The organism is Rickettsia akari str. Hartford, assembly GCF_000018205.1.
Lineage (GTDB): Bacteria > Pseudomonadota > Alphaproteobacteria > Rickettsiales > Rickettsiaceae > Rickettsia > Rickettsia akari.
This window is the reverse complement of the sequence record NC_009881.1, coordinates 1,031,664-1,052,077: the sequence shown is the minus strand read 5'-3', so window position 1 is coordinate 1,052,077 and position 20,414 is coordinate 1,031,664. Positions and strand designations below refer to the sequence as shown.

The window sequence follows — 20,414 nt, the reverse complement described above, 5'->3', positions numbered from 1 at the left end:
TTTCGCATAGTTTAGATTCCTGAAGCATCTAACCCCAGTAATGAACCATGGTATTGGATAGGTGTATTTCAATCATTTTTCGGTACAGCAGCTTTAGTTCAAGATATTAAGATATTGGCTAAATACGGTATTATGAATATAGCATCCGGTGGAATGCTATTAATTGGCATTGTATTACTAATAATATTTACCTTACACCAACTTAAAAGTGATGACCCGCTAGTGAATATGAGTTTATTCTTAATTAGCAATTTTAGTGTAGGAATAATAGTTTATTTACTGATTACTTGTGTCTTAGGCTCTATAATGTATCTTATGTCATTATGGTTACAGTTTATCAAAGGGTTAAGTACTTTGTATGCAGGTCTTTATATGTTGCCTTCAACAGTTTTTGCTTTAATTGTGTCTGTAGTGATGTCATATTTACTTACACGATTTACTGCACGTATAATAATATTTAGCGTGCTTATCTTTATTACTATATCATTGATTTTACCTAGTATATTAGCCTATAGAGATTTATTACCGAATACTATATATCTTGGACTGCTTGGTATATGAAGTAGTCTATGCCTCTCTACAACCGTAACAGTTATGATGAATGCAGTATCAGCAGAGAGATCAGGAGGTGCAGCAGCACTATAAGAAACAGCATATGAATTAGGTGATGTATTAGGTATGGCTGTTATTGTGAGTATTACGTCTTTTATATACAGTAACAATCTAGTAATCACTCATGGTGTTTCTGTATCAATGGCAGAAATAGCTCGTGACTCAATCGGTGAAGGGATAATTATTGCTCAACAACGATCACCTTCATTTGATTACGAATTAATTAAGGAGTTAATATTGCTTTTATAAATGCATTTAATATAGTATGTATTATTCCAGGAATAATCATTCTAATATTCGTGGGCGTGATTATGTATGTTCTTCCTACTTTTAAAGCCTCCTCTCTACATTAATGGCTTTATTATATGATGAAACAGGTATAGAGTTACAGTTTTGCACTATTTATAATCATGGTTACTATAAATTATCTTAGTACTTATTTTTGTAATAAGTTTTTAATCAAATAGGATGATAATATTTTCAAGTATACAAACCATTAACAAATATTTCTGCTAGTTTGACTAAACGTTGTTCTATTCTTTCTATATCGCTGTGTATTAGAGGGGTTTCTAGCAAAAGCACGATCTAAGCTTGTAGAGCTTCTATTTCTTTTGCAGCAAATTCTAATGTGATTTCAGATAAGGTCGTTTTATTTTGGTTGGACATAATCATTATGCCCGATTTATTAAACTTAAATTGCTCAAGTTTCGACCATCAAAGTTTAACTTTGGTGGTCTGGTAGGTAAGAAAACCGCTACTAACAGTTTGCAATAGGTTTCAAGCTTAAAGTGATCCTTAAGCTCTGAACATGCCTATCGCCGACCCGACCATAACATAGTCGAGGATTACACCATTGTATGGCTGATGTATTACCATAATAGCAAGAGATTCTTGCGTCCCGAAATAGCAAGTTGCAATTCCGGTTACGATTCTTATATAACCTCCAAAAAGTTAATTAATACTTAAGTTTTATTATTTTTTTCCTTTGCTAATCTAGTTTGTACTTCTATAAGCTTTTGAAAAAATGTGATAAAATTCCTTCCTGTTTGTCGTGCTTGTGCTTCTGTGATTTCACAGTTATAAGCATTGTGAATAGCTTTAACTACATTATTAAATTGGCATTGCTAACTAAAGAGATATATCATACCGTGGCTTGTCCACGGTATCCAGGAAAACAACTTAAAATACTAGATGTTTAGGTATTTTTTTGGATCCCGTGAATAAAGCACGGGATGACATCGAGTTTTTTATTATTCTTTTTCTTTAGTTCACAATGTCTTTAAATTTTTCTTCTATTGTTTCTTTATTCATAATGTTATTCCTTTCTGTTCATGATAATTTTTCAACCCTAAATAATTATAATTATTGACTTATTTTAATTACTTCTCTTTAATGATCATTAAACGCTGCCATTCATAATATAGTCTAATTTTTAAGAGTTAAAATATAGAAAATAAAGAAGATACTTTAATCTCTGAGTTAACAATAGATGAAGAGAAGCAAAAGCGTTTAAAAGCTCAAAATGCAAGGGAATATATTAAGTTAATATTATAATAACATTTGCTATTATTCTTACGAGTTTTTTAACTTTTTGTTATTTCTTTTTTAACTATATAGAAAAAAGCAGCAGAGTATAAATTACAGCAAGAACAAGAAGCAAAAGTAAATAATAATACAGAATGAAGTTATTGAAATACAATTATTTAAACACTAAAGTAAAAAATCCCGCTGATATAGAGGAAGTCAAAAAAGGTATCTATTACGCCCGTAAATATCACGGCTTGCAAATGGCGCCAATCAGGCAATCCTTACTACTCTCACCCAATTGAAGTAGCGATTATGCTTGCGGAGTTTGTAGCTTATAAAGAAGTCAAATTTTATATAAATAATCTAATTATAGCTAGCCTATTACACAACACTATTGAGGATACTGAACTCATAGCAGCAATTATTGCAAAAATATTTAACCCATGAATTGGTAAAATGGTTAGCATGCACTCTAATGTGGAAGAACAAACCATTAGAGAAGTTATAAATATTGTATTTTATGCAAAGGATCAAGAAGTACTATTGATTAAATTATTGGATCGTCTGCACAATATTTTAACATTACACTTGAAGAAAGAAGAAAAGCCAAAGAAAAAAGCAATAGAAACTATTAATATATTCCTTACTCTTGCTTTATATTTAGGTATTGACAGTGCCCAAGAATTAATAGAAGGCGTTTGTTATGCTATAATTGATCCTTATTATAAAACGAATAAAGTTATTAATAATAACTACAATTTATTATTGTTAGCTTCTCAAAATAATTCCTAGCTATAATATATCATATAGTTAAAGGTAACGTTCAAATTAATAAACCTAGATTGCCAAAATACCTAGTTATATACATAATACCAAAAGAGCTAACGTGATACATTACAGCTTTCGCAATAGCAAAAGTAAATGTACTAGAAAAAAACGTTTAAAAATAGGGAAATGAGAGCAAATTACCGGATTAGCAGGAAATGTCGTACATGTTAGTATAATACTTATAATTTGAATTATAAGTATTTGATTGGAATTTATGGCTATATCTCGCAAATATGGGAAAATAATGGCACAATGAGCAAATACCCATAATTTAAATTTAAGTATTTAAGAGGATGTAGTTTAAAACAAAAAAGCATATACCTAGAATAAAATTATGATATATAACTTGTTCTGAAGAAAAAGAAAATGAGTGTTTTTAAAATATCACTAAAATAAATAAAATTAAAATATATAGGCGAAATGGTTTCAATTATAAAGTAGGAAATTATGACATTGTTATCAACTTTTTATGCAAAATAATATCGTTTTTTAAATTTGCTATATCATGATTCACTTGTGATAATGATTCCTGAAGTTTTTGTCGTGCATCTACATAATCAGGAGCTTCGCGTAAAGTTGTTCGTGCTATCATTCCAATCATAGCTATACCAGCACCTACCCAAAAAGCCATACGCCAATTAAACCCATAAGAAGTGACAAGTGTAGCAAGTCCTAGTGCAGCAGTACCACCAATAGTACCAATAATGTTCCATCACGGATGATAAATTGCCTCACTGCTCATATAGAATATATCCGGATTTACCTTAATTTACGTAATCTTGACACTAAGCTTTCAATATCTTTTTTGATACCTTCGACATCTTCTTTAGCAGAGTTTGAATTTGATTCTTTCATAATTTACTCCTTGATTAGTTACATTTTGTTAAGCAGATTATTTTGCCTACAACTATGCAATACTCCTATTATAAGAACTTTACAATAGCTTAAATAACATTATTGAAATAAATTTATGAGATTTCAAAATAACGAAAACCGAATTCAAAATAGATTCGGTTGAAATTTGTATTACTTCTACTGATATACTTTGTTGTATGGCTCGAAAAACCCCATATATTTCATCCCCGCAAAAGCGGGGAGCCATCATAAAACGAGATTTTAATTTCAAAAATTTTCTGTATTTATACATTTTTTTCTGGATTCCCGCTCTCGCGGGAATGACGTAAAACGAGCAATGTAACAAAACTCTACTTACTACCAAATGAAGAAAAAATTTTATTAATTAATGATTCAATATTAATTGCTGATTGAGTATATCTTATCTCTTCATTCGCCGCTAAATTTTCATCATCATTACCAGGTACAATTGAAATATATTTACCTCCAAGTAACCCTCTGGTGACTACTTGGGCTTTAGAATCTTTAGGTATTTTAACATCATCATTAATATTTAGATATACACTTGCATAAAAGCTCTTCGGATCTAAAGTAATTTTCTTTACAATACCTATTTTTATACCTGAGATCATTACGTCGCTTCCAACTGCTATACCCTCTGCACTCTGAAAATTAACAGTTACCTGATAACCTTTTGAGTTCGTTATAGAACTACCTGTGTTGTAGGCAAAAATTAAAAATAGCAAAGCAATAATTAATACTATACAGCCTATAATTGTTTCAATAATGTTCTGTTTCATTGTTTTTTTACTATACCCATGATAAAGGAAGAATTGTATACGAAGTTCTATCTAAGTATACTAATTAATTACGGTTGCCATCTACTATATTTAAGATTTGATGTTTTAGGCGGCTTTTGAACGATTTTATCATTCTTTTGCCATGGAAAAAGCTGGATATTTTTCGGTATCTCATCTACTAAATGATGTAACCAAGTGTGCCAACTTGGCGGAATTGTTGTAGGTTCATTTACATTTTTATAAATAACAAACCTCCTTGAACGCCCTAAATAATCAATATTACGGCTTTCATAATATTGATTCAAAAATTCATCTTCTCCTACTTTTTTGTGAAAAAAAGTAATAAAAAACTTATCTATCCACGACATTTTAAAACTTCTATAGCAGTTTCTCTTCCTTGCACTGCAAGTTTATCGGCAGCAATATTACCGCTATTATTTGCATGACCTTTTACCCATTTCCAAATAATAGTATGTTTACTCAATTCTGCGTATAATTTTTGCCATAAGTCGGCATTTTTAACGGGTTCATTGTTGCTTTTACACCAATTATTTTTTATCCAATTATGAATCCAAGCGGTAATTCCCTGTTGCAAATATTTACTATCAGTATAAATCTCGACATTACAAGATTTTTTTAAAATTTTCAATGCTTCAAATGCTGCCGTGATTTCCATACGATTATTAGTTGTATCTAACTCATACCCAAATATTTCTTTACTAGCATCATTAAACTTTAATAAAGCCCCCCATCCTCCGGGACCTGGGTTACCTGCACATGCACCATCAGTATATATAACTACTTTTGAATTCATATATGCGCATTAACTAGGTTTAGAAGAGTTACGAAACTTATCTAACATTATAACATTTTGATTTGGAGATAATGAAGTTTTATAACTTTTATTAGTATTTATTTCCTCTTCATGTTGTTGATTTTCTTGTATATTTAACGACTGATTAAAAGTTAAGCTGTAATTATTATTGAAATCAACAAAGCTAATAAGTGCATCAAAAGGTACGTAAATTATTTCTTTAACACCGTCAAAACTTACCGTTAAGGAAAAACCGGTATCATGTACTATTAAATTTTCAAACTGATATTGCAGTACTATTGTTATCTGTTTTGGATATGACTGTTTAACTTTTGAAGGTAAAATTACTGCAGGGCTATCGGTTTTGTATGATATGTATATTAACTGATCCCAATATAAATTTTCATGCTGAATTTTTGTTAGAATTTTTTTCACAAATTCTAACATATATTCATTCACAAATTTTTTATATTCAATATTCATAAAAGAAAAATAAATAAAAATGGGTCGACGAAGTTTAATTTGAGCAGTGTAGGTCATTGCAAGCAAACACTGTAAGTTTTAATGACGGTATTAACCGTTTTTAGGCAATGCCAATTTTTCAAATTAAACGAGTATACGTGTGGGGTTTTTCTGTTGCCCGGCAAACCCCCAGCCGCGTAGGATTAAGCTGCTAGAGCTAAATCTACAGAACGATTATTATCGTTTGCGTTTCTTTGTTTTGACCCATATGGCAAAAGCCATCGGCGGAATCATCCCGAGTAAAAGCAATCTTTTTATTAGGCACGTCGATCCTATTTCGCCCCCATAAAATACTGCTTGTACTTTAAAAATTGAATTTCATCTTATCAAGGATTTGCATCCTCACCTATTAAGTATAGGCTGCTGGTGCTCACTTCTCAAAATAAAATTCACTTTTTAAAGTACAAGCAGTATTGACATCGACTGGTATACGAAGATCAACTTCAAAAAGAGCAATGGGTCCATAAGACAAGGAGTGGAGCGTATACTTAATACGTGAGCACCGCAGTACTTATAGGACGAAGTAGCCAATTTGTGAAGTTCATCGAGTATTGGTGGAGGCGTCGGGTACTGCCCCCGAGTCCGCAACCTCTATTCTAAATTACGTTTATTACTATAGCTATATTAGCACTAAACATTATGCCTTAATTTGATTAAAATGTAAAGGTCAAATAAGAATTCTAGATTTATATTAAAAATGGACTTATAATAAATAATTTAGAATTCTAAATTAAAAACTTGATTATGCTACCAAATCTTGGCATTATCGCAGGCAGAGGGTCATTACCTTACTTAATAGCAGGTAACTATACAAAGCAAGGCGGCAAGTGTTATATAGCGGCGATTAAAGACGAAGCTGATATAGATCCAATTAAAGATTTTGAATATAAGATTTTAAAAATCGGTATGGTTGGTGAAGCTATAAGATATTTTAAGGATAATGAGGTACAAAATATTATTTTTATAGGCGGAGTTAATAGACCGAATTTTAAAAATTTATCCGTAGATAAAATAGGCGGTTTATTGCTTTTCAAAATAGTTGGGCAAAAAATTCGAGGAGATGATAATCTGCTAAAAATAGTAGCGGATTTTTTTGAAAGCTACGGTTTTAAAGTAATTTCAAGTAACGCAATATATAAAAATCAACAAGGTAACTCCAATATTATAACCGATACTAACTCTACCAGTGCAGATAAAAATGATATTGAGGTTGGAGTAAAATTATTGAATCATTTAAGTTCATTCGACATCGCACAATCGGTTATAGTTGAAAATGGCTACATATTAGGTATAGAAGCTGCCGAAGGGACGGATAATTTAATAGCAAGATGTGCAGCTTTACGTAAAAAAGAACATGAGGGAGTGTTAGTCAAAATACCGAAATTAGGTCAAGATAATAGACTAGATATGCCAACAATTGGTCCTGATACTATAAAGAATCTCGCTAAATATAATTACAAAGGAGTAGCGATTCAGAAAAATAACGTAATTATAGTCGAAGAAGAATTAACTATAAAACTCGCTAATGAACATAAAATTTTTATAACAAAATGTTAGCAATAGGTATTACCGGTAGCTATGCATCTGGGAAAACTTTTATTTTGGATTATTTAGCAGAAAAAGGATATAAAACTTTTTGTGCCGATAGATGCATAAAAGAATTATATCAAGATTTGAGCGTACAAACTCAAATCTTAAAATTACTTCATGAACTTGAATCTTTCAATATCGAAAAAATCAGTAATTTAATTTACAATAATGACCTAGCTAGAGAAAAACTACAAAATTTTATTTACCCATTACTGATAGATAAACTCATTTTATTTAAAAAAGAAAATGCTAATTTCAAATTTGGCTTTGCCGAAGTACCGTTGCTTTATGAAGCGAAATTTGATAAATATTTTGATTTTGTCGTAACAATATACTGCTCTGAAGAAATAAGAATGCAAAGAGCGATAACAAGAACTTCATTTGATATAGAGATTTATAATAAAATAAAAGAAATTCAGCTATCACAAGAGAGCAAAATAGCAAAAGCAGATTTTGCTATAAATAGCAGCGTTGATATGTTAGACTTGGAAAAACAAATAGCACAGCTAATTCTCGTAATTGCAAGGAAATTGTAAGCTTGTTTTATGGTACTTGTGTCATTTCCGCGTAGGCATTTTGCGTAGACCACCAGTCGTCATTGCGAGAAGAATTACGTAGTAATTCGACGAAGCAATCAAGTTAAAAATTCTGATTTATAGAATTTTTTTTAATCTTTTTCTGGATTGCCGCGTCGCTTCGCTCCTAGCAATGACGATTTTGGTATCCACGCAACAACACCCGTTCGCAGTGACGATTTTAAAAGACTAATAAAGGATTGGGAATGTCAAGTTTAAGAGAAATAATTTTAGATACCGAAACTACGGGACTTGACCCACGACAAGGTCACCGCATCGTTGAAATTGCTGCAATTGAAATGATGAATAAGGTGTTAACAGGTAGGAATTTTCATTTTTATATTAATCCTGAGCGAGACATTCCGTTTGATGCGTATAGAATTCACGGTATTTCCGGTGAGTTTTTAAAGGACAAGCCTTTGTTTCACACAATAGCCGATGATTTTTTAGAATTTATTGCAGATAGCAAGCTTGTTATTCATAATGCTCCGTTCGATATTAAATTTCTAAATCACGAATTATCATTATTAAAAAGAGCAGAAATCAAACTTTTAGAACTGTCCAATGCGATAGACACTTTAGTTATGGCTAGAAGTATGTTTCCAGGCTCAAAATATAATCTTGATGCATTATGTAAAAGATTTAAAGTTGATAATTCAGGTAGGCAGCTTCACGGGGCTTTGAAAGATGCGGCATTACTTGCAGAAGTATATGTGGAACTAACGGGTGGTAGACAATCCTCTTTTAAAATGGTTGATAAATCTGCTGGAATAAATAATTTAGCAATTAATCAAGTAAATAGCAAAACAGAGCAAGCTAGTATTGTTATTAAACCTACAAAAGAAGAGCTGCAAAAACATAAAGAGTTTCTTAGTAGTATTTTAAAAACTGCTTAGTAAAATATCGTTGCGAGGAGCCGTAGGTGACGCGGCAATCCAGAAAATAATTAAAAAAAATCCTGTAAATCCGAATTTTTAACTGGATTGCTTCGTCAAAACTTACAGTTTTTCCTTGCAATGACGATTATCAACCTTCCTTAAACTTACCTATGAAAACAAATTTCCTTGTACTGATCACCTTTATGATACTCGTCTCTTTGGGCTTTTGGCAGCTTAGTCGATTAAAAGAAAAGAAGTTATTCTTAGCTTCGATGCAAGCTAATCTAACCTTACCAGCAATTAATTTAGCAGAAATTCAAGACAATTTACCTTATCACAAAGTAAAAATTACCGGTCAATTTTTACCTAATAAAGACATATATTTATATGGTAGAAGGTCAATGTCGAGTGAAAAAGACGGCTATTATTTAGTTACTCCTTTTAAAACAATAGAAGATAAAGTTATTTTAGTAGCACGAGGTTGGTTCAGTAATCGCAATAAAAATATTATTACCCAAGCGACCAACGATCAGCCACATGAGATTATCGGTGTTACTATGCCGTCTGAAAAAACTCGTATCTACTTACCTGCTAACGATATAAAAAATAAGGTGTGGCTAACTTTAGATTTAAAAGAAGCCTCTCAAACCTTAGAATTAAATCTAGAGAATTTTTATATTATCACGGAAGGACAAGATATTAGCAATCTAGATATTTTATTACCACTTTCGATAAATGATTTAGCAGCAATCAGAAATGACCATTTAGAATATGCCTTAACTTGGTTCGGTCTTGCTATTTCTTTAATCGTAATATATATGATTTATCAGCGTCGTTATATGGCCGTGGATGTCATCCCACGACTTGATCGCTGGATCCAGAAAAATAATTAAAAAGACTGGACCACGTGGTCAAGCCACGTGGTGACAGTAAGCGATACATAAATGAGCAATCTACAACAACAAGCCTCCGATCCTAATTATTCTGTGTGGGTATCGGCATCTGCCGGTACAGGTAAAACCAAAATCCTGACCGATCGATTTTTACGTTTGTTAATAACAGGCGTAGAACCTACCAATATTTTATGTCTTACTTTTACTAATTCTGCAGCTATAGAGATGAAAGCAAGAATTAATAGTAAGCTTAAACATCTTTCTCTTTGTGATGCAGAAAATTTAGAAAATGAACTCTTCTTAATGAGTGGTAATAAGCCGCTACCTCAAGAAATAGAAAATGCAAAAACTTTATACGATAAAATACTAAAGAGCAACGAGCCTTTAAATATCTATACAATTCATGCATTTTGTCAAAAAATCCTTAACACTTTTCCTTTAGAAGCAGGTATCACACCGGAATTTAAAATTCTTGAAGAAACTAAATTACAAGATATCTTCCTAAATATCAGAAATGAAATCTACTTAAGTGATGAGCATAATGACTTCATTAAAATTTTACTTAACCGCTTTCATGAAATAACCCTGCAAGATATTTTTAATGAAATAATCGATCAGAAAATTAAATTCAAGAAGTTATTTACTCATAAAACTATTCCAAATGAAATATATAATAAAAGATTAGCGTTTGTGGAATTAAATAATATTTACGATAAGGTAAAAAGCTTATTTGCAGAATATGATTTGGAAATAGAGCCGAAAGAAATCTTTTTTACAAAAGACGGAAAAAAACGTAAAAGCCTTTTATCGAAAGAATTAAGAAGAAAATATCCTAAATTATTGCTAGAGCTAGAAAAAATTATCTCTGAAATTTACCGTTTAGATGAGTTGCATCGCATAGAGAAGCTAGAATATCATACGAACTTACTTACTAAACTTGCTCATATTATTTTAAAAAAATACGATTCATATAAAGAAGAAAATAATTTACTCGATTACGATGATCTAATTTACTACACCGAAAAATTGCTGAATAATAACACTACGCATGAGTGGTTGTTGCACAAGCTTGAAAACGAGATAAAACACATTCTTGTTGACGAAGCACAGGACACAAGCCCCCCGCAGTGGAATATTATCACTACTTTAATAACAGCGTTTAATGCGGCAGATAAACCAAGTAATAGTACCTTTATAGTTGGTGACGATAAACAGTCCATCTTCAGTTTTCAAGGGTCTGATCTTCATAATTTCAGCTTAGTAAAGGAGCAACTAAAAGCAAACCTTACAAGTGCTAATAAAAAATTCAAAAATATCACCCTTGAATTTTCTTATAGATCATGTGCAGAGATTTTACAATTTACTCATAATGTTTTGAAAAATATAAAATCCAATTACCCTAGTTTATTCCTTGCGGATAATCCTTTAATATCCTCATGTCGTACACATCAAGGCCTAGTGACAATTTGGCCTTTAGTAATGAGTGAAAAACAAGAAGAGCTTTTTTGGGCATTGCCTGAAGATTATGAACATTCTAAATCTGCTGCTGATTTACTTATAGAAAAAATTGTAAATTTCATACAAGAACAAATAGAAAGCAAAGAAATTTTACCGTCTACCGTAAGCACAATATCTGAAAAAGATTTCATAATATTAGTAAGAAAGAGAGATGAATTTAGCAATAATCTTATAAAAGAACTTAGTAACGCTAAGCTTAACGTTGAGATAAGCGATAGAATTAATATTAAAGAAAATCTAACTATAATGGATTTAATGTCCGTGGCTAAATTTGTATTACTACCAGATGATGATCTAAACCTTGCCGGTTTACTAAAATCACCGATTATCGGCATTAACGAAAAGCAATTATACGTACTTCTTATAAATAAAAACGATAATAGTTTATGGGATAATCTATCTGCTTGTGAAGCAATATACGCTAAGTTAAATGCCCTAATTGAAATTTATAAAATATCGACTGTTGAGAATTTCTTTGATTTAGTGGTGCATAATCTAAATTTACGAGAGCTTTACGATGATGATAGTGATGATATGATAAATGAGCTATTAACGTTAAGCAAACACTATGCAAATGATATAGATAATTCACTGCAAGGCTTCGTTGCTTGGTTTGAGAATAACGATATCTACATCAAACGTGATATGGAGCATTCAGATAAAATAAGAGTAATGACCGTACACGGCTCTAAAGGACTTGAAGCTCCTATTGTTATATTATGCGATTCTACTACTTTGCCTGTAAGTAGCAATCAATTTATTTGGGACGATAAAGGGGAAATGTTCTTCTCTGCTAATATTGTAGATACGCCGGAGTTCCTACAAGAATTAAAAGAAGCTGCAAAATTACAAGATTTGCAAGAATATATAAGACTACTCTATGTTGCAATGACAAGAGCTAAAGACCGGCTAATTATATGCGGTTTTAGTAATAAATCTAACACTCCTGAAAATTGCTGGTATGAAATAGTCAAGCAAACTTTTGATTAACAGCTGCTTTATTAAGTCATTATTCGGCTTTCCAACTCTCCTAAACGTTACTCAATTCTCTCTATATCTTCTTTTGTGAAAGGATTTCTTAATAAAAATGCAATTTCATCTTTTAGCATATTTATCTCTTGTTCAGTAGAATCTAATACTCTATCGTAAATGCTTTTTTACCTTGATTTAACACTTAAATGCTCCCAAACTTAAATTGCTCAAGTTTCAACCGCCAAAGATTTTGACCTTGGGTGGTTGGGGCATTAGAAGAACTGTCACAGAACAGTTATATAGCTTTTAGGTTTAAAATTTGTACTTTAAACCCTGAACATAGCTAAAATCACACCAACCATGACAAAGTTGAGGAGCATTTTTAAATGGATAATGCTAACCATCTGTGATAAAGGACTTCTACAATCAAGAATAACATTATTGCTATTCTTGAGGAAGGTTTTAATTAATTTTTTAAAAAAGTCAATTAGCTATTGTTAAAGAATGGATGCATGTATCGGAAAATGTCCTTAATGTTATTCCAGCTTTTAGCAATTACTTCCTAGCTTACTCCAAGCTAGTATTAAATAACTGCACTAAATGTATATAAATATCCAGTATTTAAATTTCTGCCTTAGTAAATTTGTACGGAGATTTTACATCAATAAGTCTTTTGGCGTCTTGCTTCTTTATTTGATCAGGCGGTAAATAAATATATATAATCTATGTGCTTCTTGGTTCTGAGACTCTTTATTAGCATGCAGCACCTCATACAAAGCTGTTATATCTTTTTTTGTTTTATCTCAAAGATGCAGCAACTTCTTCTAACTTATCTTTGAAATAAACTCCTTAGCTCCTGATCACCTACTAGCTCTTCCTGCTAGATCATCCTTATATCATTTAATGTCAAATCATATTTGATATTTTCTAAAAAAGCATTAGCATAATTCTCAGTTCTAGGGCTTTTAAGATTTTTATTCAAATGATTATGAAGCAATTTGTTATCTAGATAAAATTGTATAATACTTAAATTTTTTCTTTTAAGGTCCTTTTATATTTTGATATTTTAGAAATAACGATTATAACAAGAAAGATAAAAATACTTATTAACAGAGTATATAAGATATTTGACTGATCAAACATTATTAATTTTATAGAGTTTAGTTTACATTACATAATAGTAGTAACATTTATTTAAATTTCAACTTAAATATTTTTGATTTCAATTTAACTACTATATCCTAAATTTAAATCATTTATATTTAAATATTGTCATAAGAAAATTAATAAGATTTTTATTGAAACCGCTACTTCAGATAGCATAATAATTTATGCATTATAGTAATAATCATGCCCTAATAAATCAGATTTAGTAATATCACACTTATATTCATATGAACCTAAATAAGCTTCTAATTCATGAACATTTCGTTCTATTTTTTCATGATTATATTTATATAAGTTTTAGAGTTTTTTAACTAATTTACCTTTATTAACAACTTTTTTATAAGCATCTTCTTAAAAAATATCTTTTTGTGCTTCACTACGAAAGTAATCCTTAAATTCACTATGTTTTTTCGGTAAATTAGAGATAAATTCTGCAAATTTTTCTAATTTAATATTGGTAATTATGGTCAATACCAAACTTATATTTTCTTTATATTAGTTAGCTCCTGAAATTGCATTCTCTATTATATCTTTTTGTTCAATTTCAATAACATTATTAGATACTAAATCTTTTTTATTAACCTCTAGCTTTTAAGATTCCTTTTGCTTTATATTCAGTATTGTTGCTTCTAATTCCTCGTTACTAAATCATTTTTGAAATGCAGCAAGCCACGGACCAAAAGCTGTACTTGCTAACTTTTTTAAAATGTTCTTTTACCTTCATCACTAATTTTATTGTTTATATTTTCTTAGTTTAATTTATAGTACTAGTTGGAAGTAATCAAGTTATAGAGCTAAGCAAAATTAATACTTTTGTAAAAATTATATGTAGCGTCACAATTGAAAAACCGTTTTTAAATGCTTAAAATAATTTGACTATTTTAGAAAATTTTAATAATATCCATTAACAGACTCAATCGATAATACAAAATATGAAAACAGCTTTTATCTTCCCCGGTCAAGGTGCGCAATTGATCGGCATGGGGAAGGATTTTTATGATAATTTTAAACCCGCCAAAGAAACTTTTCAAGTCGTTAATGAAGTACTAAATCGAAAGCTCACTAATATAATTTTTAATGGACCTTCTGCAGAACTTACCTTAACCACTAACGCACAACCGGCATTAATGGCAGTATCTATGGCAATAATAAATATTATCAAAGCTGAAACAGGTAAAAATTTGGATAGTTTTTGCGATTATGCTGCCGGTCATTCGCTAGGTGAATATAGTGCTTTATGTAGTACCGAAAGTATTAGCCTTGAGACAGCAGCAAAGCTACTTCATATACGTAGTACATCTATGCAAGAAGCATGTCCCGAAGGTGAGGGAAGCATGGCAGCTTGTATCAATATTCCGCTTCAAAAACTTGAAGAAATATTAGAAGATATCAACAAAATAAATGTATGCCAAATTGCCAACGATAATATCAAAGGACAAATAGTTATTAGCGGTAAAACCACAGCTATCGATCATGCTATTAGTATAATTAAAGATTTAGGTTATAAAGCGATAAAACTGAAAGTCAGTGCTCCATTTCATTGTAGCTTAATGAAGCCTGCAGAAGAAAAAATGCGAGTAGCTCTTGATAAATCTGTAATTAATAAGCCTATAATACCGATAATCCAAAATTGTACTGCAAAACTTACTCTAGATCCTACCGAAATCAAACAAAATTTAATTCTTCAGATATGTAGACGAGTTAGATGGCGTGAAACTTTAAAGCTATTTAATCAGCTAGATGTAACCCATATAGTAGAAATAGGGGCAGGAAACGTACTAACCAATATGCTACGGAAAATTAATTATCCATATAAATTAAGTAATATTAGTAATTTAGAAGAACTACAGAATTTTTTAGAGAACGTTAGCAAATAACACCTCTAATAACTTCTGATTTATAAAGCTTTTAAATTAACTCAATAATATTATTATATGAAAATTAGTTGTAGTTTTTTAAGCAATGGCTAGAATTATTAACTAGTGATTGGCAGAGCTATTTAGATAATGTTAGAGGGTTATGAAAATTTAGCTTTAGCATATACTAATGATACATTTTTAAAAGAAGAATGTTTCAAAAATTACTCTTATTAAAGGATGCATTAAAGAATGTGAATACCCATGGTATGTTGTTCCTTTTGATAAGATAGATAATGCAAGTTTACTACTTACCAATATTCATATGCTAGAGCTTGATTATCTAAATCACAATACGGTAAAAGCAGTAAAAAATATGCTGCGCAATAATTTTAAAGATATATAATCCGAAAATTTATATTATTGCTAACTATGAAGAATCTATAATTAAAAACTATACAATAATCAAAGGGCAAGTTATTACATTTGAAGATTTAAATATTTAATATGTAGATCACACGGTATATAGGTAATATAGTAAATGATATTAGAAAACTAGATTGTGAGCTAGTAGCAGATATATAAAATATCATCAAAATTTAGATAACCTCAACTTTATGGTACCATTGACGTATTATGAATTAGATTACCAGCCTAAAAATTATAATCATTTTGTCGATATTGAAGCAATAACTTGGAATAGATTGTTAGTAAAATATCAGAAATTATTTAATAATCTTAGCGAAGAATATTCAGAAATACTATTTAGCATTTGTAGCGATAATGATGATTTTGTAAAATTGTTAATTTTAGACTCTTGTCATCTGAGTTTAAACAAGTGAAACGACATTATAAAGTACTTAGTAGATAAATATAAAAATAATACCGAATTTATTTGTCCTGCAGCCGTACAACTTTTTAATATTTGTAACGATAAAGATGGTTGGGTAAAGCTGCTAACTGCGAGCTCTTACAATCTTAGCCTACAACAACGCGTCGAAATTATAGATTACCTAATAGGTAAATATAAAAACGATATCAAATCTATTTATTATATAACCGAGCAACTTTTTAATATTTGTGAGGATAACACAACTATTGAAACTACAAAATAGAGGCTGAGCATTGTTATAAATATATTAAACATGTCTGTAGTTGGGATGGTTTAACTAGTTATTGGGATCTTAAATTTAAGGGACTGCCCGGTTATGATACGGAAGCTTTAGTTATTGGCGATTCTGTCAAGCCGTGAAATGATTATATTTAGTTAGAAGCATTATAAAATAATTCTAGAAATTTTATAATTTAGATGATATAAAGTTAAGCAATAACCGGAGAGATGGCCGAGTGGCCGAAGGCGGCGGTTTGCTAAACCGTTATACGGGTCATACCGTATCGAGGGTTCGAATCCCTCTCTCTCCGCCAGCTCTATGCTCTTTTATTTTCTTTATAATGCTTAGTATATTTATCTAGTAACATTCTAATCATTTTTTGATAAGGGACATGTGCACTGGCTGCTTCTGATTTAAAGAATTCTACGCTCTCTTTACTTAAAGAAATGGTTACTTTTACAGAATCATCTTTTAATAACAGTTCTCTAGGATGTGGTAAGAAATCTTTTACTATTGTTACTTCCACTGTTGCCACATCATTGTATTTTATTCTCTTGCTCATAAATTCTCTTACCTTTAAGCCAGTATTCTGTTCCAAAAATTCTTATATGATTACCTCAAAACATGAAATGGACTGTTAAAATATTACCATTAACTTGACCTAAACAAAAATATCTTTTTTCTGTAATACTATGGTCCATATCCTTAAGAAGGATCCTTTATATATCTAGAAAAGCTTTTTGAGTTTCATAAAAGCTTACATTATGCTTCGCAATATTAATATTATTTTTTTTCTTCATCCCATTCAAAAGAAGAATGCTTTTTTAGCCTTTAATCGATTAATTTAATAATACTGAGTTCTATAATAAATGCCCATATATTTATATGGGTAATAAACCATATTTTAAAATTAATCGTTTTCAAAGTAGATATAACAAAACTTAAGCATAGCCTGAATCAAGGCTAATCTATACTCGTTCAAGGTTCGCATAACGTACCATCCACCATGCAAGCGTCTCGACAGTTATCCAATTCTTGTAGTTTACCTTCCGGGAAAGTAAAGGAGTCATCAAGGTTTTCGCCTTTCAAATTTAGGTTCGCAAATACAAATTATCGCCATGTTTCCTTTATTTTATAAGGAAATTAGATTTACATGCAAACTGTCTTTTCATACCTATTTTCTTTAAAAGATCAATTTCAGCTGCTGACCATTTTAAATATCCTAAATAAACATGCCAATGAACGGCTACCTTATTTTCATTAAGATTAATGTTGAGTTCAATACCGAGTTATGTTTTATATAGCTTTTTAAACGGTGCATCTTTCAAGCAAAAAAGCTTTTCTTGCTCATCAAGCCGGCAACTAAAATTATCTTTTTTATCTGTATTACTTCTAATGATTTCAAAATATCTATTTAAATTTTCGTTTTTATTGGGAGTCAGTACTTCAATAATCTTCCATACATCTAAAATAGATTTGATGTGCTCATCGGATTGATTGTACATAAACAGAAGTTTCTACTTAATATAGAAATATCTTAAGTATGAAACTAGCAGAAGTAAACAAGTTTTTAATGTTACTATTTACAGTATATAAAGACATGTATAATTCATAAAATTATCGCCAAATTATTAATGATTTTTAATAAAACTTTATTATCTTTTACAAAGTCATTTAATATATTTCCTTAACCTAAACAGGATATAATAAATGCAAAATAATAAGGAAATTATTAAATATGTAGTGTTATAGCATTTGGTCTTCTTGCAATCCTATAAACTAGTCACCAAGCATGCAATTAGCTGCCTTAAGTTATATATTGTCCTATTTAATTGATTGGAATGACGCATATCCAATTGAAGATGCACAAATAATAAATAATGACTTAATAACAATCAAACTTATACCTTTTATAATACCCAATTTTCATCTTCTCGTTATATGGAACTTGCAAAAGAGATACTAGTATGCATAAAAATATATAAATTTGATGATGAGAATTACGTACAAAATGAAGTGTTAGTCTTTCATAAACTCATAAATCACTTTTCTAATTTATTGAAGTATTTTAAATTAACTCCTCTTATAGATCATACTGATTTCAATCCTAACTATTTTATGGTATGGAGCTGGGCAAAAAATTTGTGTAATATTCCTAAATATTTCGGTAGAAAGTTAAAGCATGTTTGTAATCACATAGAAGAAGCAGAGAATTATTGGGAGAGTTATGAACCGGAGGTATTCTCCAACTCTTCTGCATTCCATGAGTTTATAAATACAATAACGCATTGTAAAGATGCATTATTAGGTTGTAGAGATATTAAATCAGATATATTTTATAACAAACTGTAGTTACCTTCAATAGCAAGTTACTTTCGTAATTGGCATTGCTCAATAACTATAGATATTTCTGAAAGTCTCTGTCATTGCCAGGAAATTACTAAGTAATTGACGAAGCAAGGAAATATAAAAATGCTAATTTGTAGCATTTTTTTGATTATTTTTCTGGATTGCCGCGCTCCTTGCAGTTGCTTGCAATGACTAAATCTATATTTATTGAGTAATACCTCGTAATTTGCTATTGATTAAAAAACTGTAACAGCATATTTAACTTACATTTAAACTGCTTCAACGCACATAGCCATACCAATACCTCCGCCGATACATAAGGTGACTAAGCCTTTTTTAGCTTTAGCTCTTCTTAAAGAGTGTATCAGAGTTATAAGAATACGTCCACCGCTTGCACCAATCGGATGCCCGATGGCTATTGCACCGCCATTTATGTTAACCTTATCCATATCCCATTTCATTTCACGGTTTACATAAATACTTTGAGCAGCAAACGCCTCATTAACCTCGATAATTTCCAAATCATTAACACTCCAACCTGCTTTACTTAAAGCCTTTTGGGAGGCAGGAACGGGGGCAGTACACATAATACTTGGATCAACACCGGCTGAAGCATAAGAAACAATACGAGCTAGCGGCATCAAATTATGCTTTTTCAATGCTTCTTCAGAAACTACCATAAGGCATGCCGCACCGTCATTGATTGAAGAAGCATTACCAGCCGTAACTACGCCGTTTTTATCAAAAGCAGGACATAATTTACTCAGAATTTCAAGGCTTGTATCAGGTCTGATTGTTTCATCATGTTTAAACAAACTAGTAGTTTTTTTAACCGTTACTTCGATAGGTAAAATTTCATCTTTAAAAATTCCGGCTAGCTGTGCTTTAGCTGCTTTCTTGTGAGAACTTAAAGCAAATTCATCTTGCTCTTGTCTACTAATATTAAACTGTTTCGAGACATTTTCGGCAGTAATTCCCATAAATACTCCTGAAAATACATCAGTTAGTCCGTCATACTGCATGAGATCAACCATTTTAATATCGCCGAATTTAGCTCCGGCTCTGATATAGCTACCGTGCATACTGAGCGACATATTTTCCTGCCCACCTGCTATAACTATCTCATTATCACCAGTCATAATCGCATTTGCTGCAAGTGCTACGCTTTTAAGACCTGAGCCACATACTTTATTAATCGTATAACCCGGCACTTCTTTCGGTATCCCCGCATGAATCAGAGTTTGCCTCGCCGGATTCTGCCCGCTACCACCTGTTATTACTTGTCCAAGTATTACCTCACCTACTAAAGCTGGATCGATTTTGCTGTTTTGTATCATATCTTTTATTAAAGGAGCAGCTAGCATTGGTGCTGAAGTCGTGCTAAGACTACCCATAAACGAGCCGAACGCCGTCCTTTTCGCATAAGTTATATAAACCGGTTTTATCATAATGTGTATACTCCAAGTGAATGAATAATAGGTATACGAAGATCAACTTCAAAAAGAACTAGGCATGCAGAGTCCTTGGATCGGAGCGTATAGTAATA

General features: G+C 31.1%; 19 protein-coding genes, 1 tRNA gene, 1 other RNA gene and 2 pseudogenes. 14 read left to right on the top strand and 9 right to left on the bottom strand.

The window, feature by feature from the left end:
• Nucleotides 1-114: 114 nt before the first annotated feature.
• The 4 genes and pseudogenes from A1C_RS08905 to A1C_RS08890 all read left to right on the top strand — a co-directional run bounded on the left by A1C_RS08905 (nt 115) and on the right by A1C_RS08890 (nt 2,931).
• Entirely contained in the window at nt 115-561 is a 447-nt protein-coding gene (locus A1C_RS08905) for an MFS transporter (protein WP_012150048.1), read from the top strand.
• 117 nt (nt 562-678) lie between these two features.
• Entirely contained in the window at nt 679-861 is a 183-nt protein-coding gene (locus tag A1C_RS08900) for a hypothetical protein (protein ID WP_012150047.1), read from the top strand.
• A gap of 1,197 nt (nt 862-2,058) precedes the next feature.
• Nucleotides 2,059-2,295 (top strand): annotated as a pseudogene (locus A1C_RS08895) (RP671a family tick cell line-upregulated protein).
• A 300-nt stretch (nt 2,296-2,595) separates the two neighbouring features.
• Nucleotides 2,596-2,931: an HD domain-containing protein gene (locus A1C_RS08890; protein ID WP_012150045.1), complete on the top strand. Its 336-nt coding sequence runs from the start codon at nt 2,596-2,598 to the stop codon at nt 2,929-2,931.
• Nucleotides 2,932-3,412: 481 nt separating this feature from the next.
• Here the strand turns inward: A1C_RS08890 and A1C_RS08245 are convergent, their stop codons facing one another.
• The 6 genes from A1C_RS08245 to ssrA form a co-directional block, all read right to left on the bottom strand.
• The gene (locus tag A1C_RS08245; protein ID WP_012150044.1) at nt 3,413-3,598 is read right to left on the bottom strand and encodes a hypothetical protein; all 186 of its coding nucleotides are present in this window, start codon (nt 3,596-3,598) and stop codon (nt 3,413-3,415) included.
• 574 nt (nt 3,599-4,172) lie between these two features.
• Nucleotides 4,173-4,622 carry an outer membrane lipid asymmetry maintenance protein MlaD gene (mlaD, locus tag A1C_RS05265; protein ID WP_012150042.1) on the bottom strand — a complete coding sequence of 150 codons (450 nt, stop codon included), beginning with the start codon at nt 4,620-4,622 and terminating at the stop codon, nt 4,173-4,175.
• A gap of 68 nt (nt 4,623-4,690) precedes the next feature.
• Nucleotides 4,691-4,990 carry an NADH-ubiquinone oxidoreductase subunit NDUFA12 family protein gene (locus A1C_RS05260; protein WP_012150041.1) on the bottom strand — a complete coding sequence of 100 codons (300 nt, stop codon included), beginning with the start codon at nt 4,988-4,990 and terminating at the stop codon, nt 4,691-4,693.
• Entirely contained in the window at nt 4,978-5,436 is a 459-nt protein-coding gene (gene rnhA / locus A1C_RS05255) for a ribonuclease HI (protein ID WP_012150040.1), read from the bottom strand. The genes A1C_RS05260 and rnhA overlap by 13 nt, the downstream gene beginning before the upstream one ends.
• Before the next feature lie 9 nt (nt 5,437-5,445).
• Nucleotides 5,446-5,919, bottom strand: a complete 474-nt coding sequence (locus tag A1C_RS05250; protein WP_012150039.1) for an SspB family protein — start codon at nt 5,917-5,919, stop codon at nt 5,446-5,448.
• A 138-nt stretch (nt 5,920-6,057) separates the two neighbouring features.
• Nucleotides 6,058-6,627: a transfer-messenger RNA gene (gene ssrA / locus A1C_RS07315) on the bottom strand.
• A gap of 75 nt (nt 6,628-6,702) precedes the next feature.
• Between ssrA and A1C_RS05245 the strand changes: the two genes are divergently transcribed.
• From A1C_RS05245 to A1C_RS05210, 9 genes and pseudogenes are all read left to right on the top strand, one after another.
• Nucleotides 6,703-7,515, top strand: coding sequence for an LpxI family protein (locus A1C_RS05245; RefSeq protein ID WP_012150038.1), 813 nt, complete (start codon nt 6,703-6,705; stop codon nt 7,513-7,515).
• Nucleotides 7,509-8,084, top strand: a complete 576-nt coding sequence (gene coaE / locus A1C_RS05240; RefSeq protein WP_012150037.1) for a dephospho-CoA kinase — start codon at nt 7,509-7,511, stop codon at nt 8,082-8,084. Before A1C_RS05245 ends, coaE begins: the two co-directional genes overlap by 7 nt.
• Before the next feature lie 245 nt (nt 8,085-8,329).
• On the top strand, nt 8,330-9,019 hold the full coding sequence (dnaQ, locus tag A1C_RS05235; protein WP_012150036.1) for a DNA polymerase III subunit epsilon: 690 nt from the start codon (nt 8,330-8,332) through the stop codon (nt 9,017-9,019).
• Between the two features lie 152 nt (nt 9,020-9,171).
• Complete coding sequence (locus A1C_RS05230) at nt 9,172-9,894, top strand: SURF1 family protein (protein WP_041816794.1); 723 nt, start codon at nt 9,172-9,174, stop codon at nt 9,892-9,894.
• 51 nt (nt 9,895-9,945) lie between these two features.
• Nucleotides 9,946-12,402 (top strand): UvrD-helicase domain-containing protein, encoded by a 2,457-nt coding sequence (locus tag A1C_RS05225; RefSeq protein WP_012150034.1) that lies wholly within the window; start codon nt 9,946-9,948, stop codon nt 12,400-12,402.
• Between the two features lie 2,081 nt (nt 12,403-14,483).
• Nucleotides 14,484-15,428 (top strand): ACP S-malonyltransferase, encoded by a 945-nt coding sequence (gene fabD / locus A1C_RS05215; RefSeq protein ID WP_012150033.1) that lies wholly within the window; start codon nt 14,484-14,486, stop codon nt 15,426-15,428.
• 355 nt (nt 15,429-15,783) lie between these two features.
• Nucleotides 15,784-15,992 (top strand): annotated as a pseudogene (locus tag A1C_RS09315) (hypothetical protein).
• Nucleotides 15,993-16,024: 32 nt separating this feature from the next.
• Complete coding sequence (locus A1C_RS07305) at nt 16,025-16,249, top strand: hypothetical protein (RefSeq protein WP_012150032.1); 225 nt, start codon at nt 16,025-16,027, stop codon at nt 16,247-16,249.
• Nucleotides 16,250-16,740: 491 nt separating this feature from the next.
• Nucleotides 16,741-16,832: transfer RNA gene (locus A1C_RS05210), tRNA-Ser, on the top strand.
• A 3-nt stretch (nt 16,833-16,835) separates the two neighbouring features.
• On the opposite strand, the gene A1C_RS05205 is transcribed toward A1C_RS05210, so the two are convergent.
• Nucleotides 16,836-17,081, bottom strand: a complete 246-nt coding sequence (locus A1C_RS05205) for a CopG family transcriptional regulator (RefSeq protein ID WP_052290658.1) — start codon at nt 17,079-17,081, stop codon at nt 16,836-16,838.
• A 727-nt stretch (nt 17,082-17,808) separates the two neighbouring features.
• Nucleotides 17,809-18,024: a hypothetical protein gene (locus A1C_RS06270; RefSeq protein ID WP_012150030.1), complete on the bottom strand. Its 216-nt coding sequence runs from the start codon at nt 18,022-18,024 to the stop codon at nt 17,809-17,811.
• A 436-nt stretch (nt 18,025-18,460) separates the two neighbouring features.
• Between A1C_RS06270 and A1C_RS05195 the strand changes: the two genes are divergently transcribed.
• Nucleotides 18,461-18,871: a hypothetical protein gene (locus A1C_RS05195; protein ID WP_012150029.1), complete on the top strand. Its 411-nt coding sequence runs from the start codon at nt 18,461-18,463 to the stop codon at nt 18,869-18,871.
• A 266-nt stretch (nt 18,872-19,137) separates the two neighbouring features.
• Here A1C_RS05195 and A1C_RS05190 read toward each other — a convergent pair whose 3' ends face one another.
• The gene (locus A1C_RS05190; protein WP_012150028.1) at nt 19,138-20,316 is read right to left on the bottom strand and encodes an acetyl-CoA C-acetyltransferase; all 1,179 of its coding nucleotides are present in this window, start codon (nt 20,314-20,316) and stop codon (nt 19,138-19,140) included.
• Between the last annotated feature and the right edge of the window lie 98 nt (nt 20,317-20,414).